Annotated in this window: 3 protein-coding genes and 1 pseudogene; 2 read left to right on the top strand and 2 right to left on the bottom strand. The window is 60.1% G+C overall.

Features of this window, described 5'->3' with window-relative positions:
• Positions 1-410 (bottom strand): annotated as a pseudogene (locus tag L9Z73_RS28975) (permease); the annotation flags it as partial.
• A gap of 58 nt (positions 411-468) precedes the next feature.
• Positions 469-1,170, bottom strand: coding sequence for a histidine phosphatase family protein (locus L9Z73_RS28970; protein ID WP_247408267.1), 702 nt, complete (start codon positions 1,168-1,170; stop codon positions 469-471).
• 250 nt (positions 1,171-1,420) lie between these two features.
• Between L9Z73_RS28970 and L9Z73_RS28965 the strand changes: the two genes are divergently transcribed.
• Positions 1,421-2,119, top strand: a complete 699-nt coding sequence (locus L9Z73_RS28965) for a glutathione S-transferase N-terminal domain-containing protein (protein ID WP_247408265.1) — start codon at positions 1,421-1,423, stop codon at positions 2,117-2,119.
• Positions 2,120-2,123: 4 nt separating this feature from the next.
• On the top strand, positions 2,124-2,543 hold a 420-nt coding region (locus tag L9Z73_RS28960), incomplete at its 3' end, for a PhzF family phenazine biosynthesis protein (RefSeq protein ID WP_247408263.1).

The following is a 2,543-nucleotide window of genomic DNA, read 5'->3' as shown; positions in this document are numbered from 1 at the left end:
ATGCCCGCCGCCACCGGTGCCGCGCAGCAACTGCACATCATTCCGGGCAAGGCGAACAGCCCGCCGCGCAGGGTCGAACCCAGCCCTGCACGACCGAACAGGCGCAGCAGCCAGTCGCGGGGGATCAACACTTGCAGCAACGAGCCGAGGATCACCGCTAGAACGGCGGCTTTCCAGATCGCCAGGAAGTACACCTGGGCATAGGCCAGCGCCGCCGCCAGTGGCGAGGTTTGCTGGTCATTGAGAATTGAGGCGCCGATGCTGTGGTTGTCGGCGGCGACAAACGCCTTGAAGTAGTAGGGCGACCACTTCACGTAGTAAAGGCCGATGCAGGCGACCAGCAGGAACAGCGCTGGTTTCCACCAGAACGACCAGCCCCGGTTGGGCTGGGTGGAGGCGAGGTTGGACATGGTGTTGATCCGCAGATGAGTCAATAGCCGCGCATCATACGCCCCTATCGCTCAGGCTTCAGAGATCTGCGCTGACCTGGGTCGCATCCGGGCAGGTTTGTTCGCCATTATTCAGGCCCTGCTTATAGTTGCGGCTCAGCAACGATGCCTTGCCGTTGTGCCAGGTGAGTGTCAGTACATACAGCGTGTCGTAGTCATTACCGGACCAGTCTTCGGTGATGGTGTGCTTTTCGCCCACGGCTTCACTGGCCACCTTGTTGATCAACTCTGGCAGATAGCCATGGGACCAGGCAGTGTAGATGATGGCGTTGTGGTACTTGTTTTCCACCAGTTCATCGGCGAGGGCGTTGGTGTCATTCGCCGAAAACTTGATGTTTACCGGCAACCCGAGCTTGATTGCGCTGGGGCTGATGGTCATCAGAGGGCGAATGTAGCTGTAGGAATTGTCTTTTTCGCCTTCCTCGACATTGCGCGTCGGGTTGGCGGCGAAGATGAAGTTGGCCTTACCGAACTTTTCCGGCAACACGGTGGCCAGGTTCATCGCGCGGTTCAGGCCTTGGCAATTGAGCTGGCCCAGGCCGCCGGCGGGTTTTTCGCCGTGGCGCAGGAACACCAGGGTTTGCACGCCGTCCACCGGCTCGGCCCTGCTGATGCGCGATTGCAGGGTCAGGTCGAGGACGCCGCCGACCAGCAACAGCGGCAATATGATGTATGAATATCGTTTGAGGCGTTGCGCAAGGCACAGAGGCTTGATTGTCATTAGGTTCGAGTCTTCAGTGCATCGGATTAAGGCGGACAAGCCCGGCCCCAGTGACGCATGCTGCGTCCTGCGGTGTTCCGTGTGGTTCTGCAAGGTGCCTCCATTCACCGTTCAGGCGCACTTAAGAGTCCGCGAGGTCACTTTGGTTCGCCCGTGGGGGAGATTAGCGAGGGGATGTTGCGCAATGATGACCCATGCAGGATGCCGGGCAGATGATTATCATGGGGGTTTTCCGCCGAGGGATATCCCGATGAATTCACTCGCCGCTTTCCCGATCAACCGCAAATGGCCCGCCCAGCATCCGGAGTGTCTGCAACTGTATTCGTTGCCCACGCCCAACGGGGTAAAAGTCTCGATCATGCTCGAAGAACTGGGCCTGCCCTACGAGGCGCACAAGGTCAGCTTCGAGACCCAGGACCAGCTGTCGCCCGAGTTCCTATCGCTGAACCCGAACAACAAAATCCCCGCGATCATCGACCCCGACGGCCCCGGCGGCCAGCCGTTGGCGCTGTTCGAATCCGGTGCGATCCTGCTTTACCTGGCGGAAAAAACCAGCCAATTGCTTTCCGAAGATCCAGCGACACGTTATGAAACCATTCAGTGGCTGATGTTCCAGATGTCCGGTATCGGCCCGATGTTTGGCCAGGTGGGGTTCTTCAACAAGTTCGCTGGCAAGGCCTACGAAGACAAGCGCCCGCGTGACCGCTACGTCGCCGAGTCGCGGCGCTTGCTGGAGGTCTTGGAAAAACGCCTGCTGGGCCGCACCTGGATCATGGGCGACGACTACAGCATCGCGGACATCGCGACGTTTCCGTGGATCCGTAATCTGATCGGTTTCTACGAATCCGGTGACTTGGTCGGCATCGCCGATTTCCCCAATGTGCTGCGCGCGCTGGACGGTTTTGTCGCACGTCCGGCGGTGATCCGTGGCTTGAACATTCCGAGCTGAGCCCATGCCGACTTTCGATTTCAAACAACTGGATGTCTTCAGCAGCGTGTCGCTCAAAGGCAACCCGCTGGCGGTGGTGCTGGGGGCCGACAGCCTCAGTGACCAACAGATGGCCGACTTCGCCAAGTGGACCAACCTCAGCGAAACCACGTTTTTACTCACGCCCCGCGATCCACGGGCTGACTACCGGGTGAGAATCTTCACTACCTTGCAGGAGCTGCCGTTCGCCGGGCACCCGACGCTGGGCAGTTGCCACGCGTGGTTGCAGGCGGGGGGGATTGCGCAAGGGGAGGAGATTATCCAGGAGTGCGAAATCGGCTTGGTGCGTATCCGTCGCCAAGGCGATGAGCTGGCGTTCATCGCGCCGCCGTTGTTGCGCTCGGGCCCGCTGGAGGCAGCGTTGCTGGAGCGCGTGCGCCTGGGC

The sequence above is a fragment of the Pseudomonas emilianonis genome, from assembly GCF_023072625.1.
Classification (GTDB): domain Bacteria; phylum Pseudomonadota; class Gammaproteobacteria; order Pseudomonadales; family Pseudomonadaceae; genus Aquipseudomonas; species Aquipseudomonas paraveronii.
Note: the sequence above shows the minus strand (reverse complement) of the source record. Positions and strands in the feature narration are given on the sequence as shown.

Coding starts and splice junctions, on each gene's coding strand:
- L9Z73_RS28970 (WP_247408267.1), bottom strand. CDS start 1,170: ATGACAATCAAGCCTCTGTGCCTTGCGCAACGCCTCAAACGATATTCA.
- L9Z73_RS28965 (WP_247408265.1), top strand. CDS start 1,421: ATGAATTCACTCGCCGCTTTCCCGATCAACCGCAAATGGCCCGCCCAG.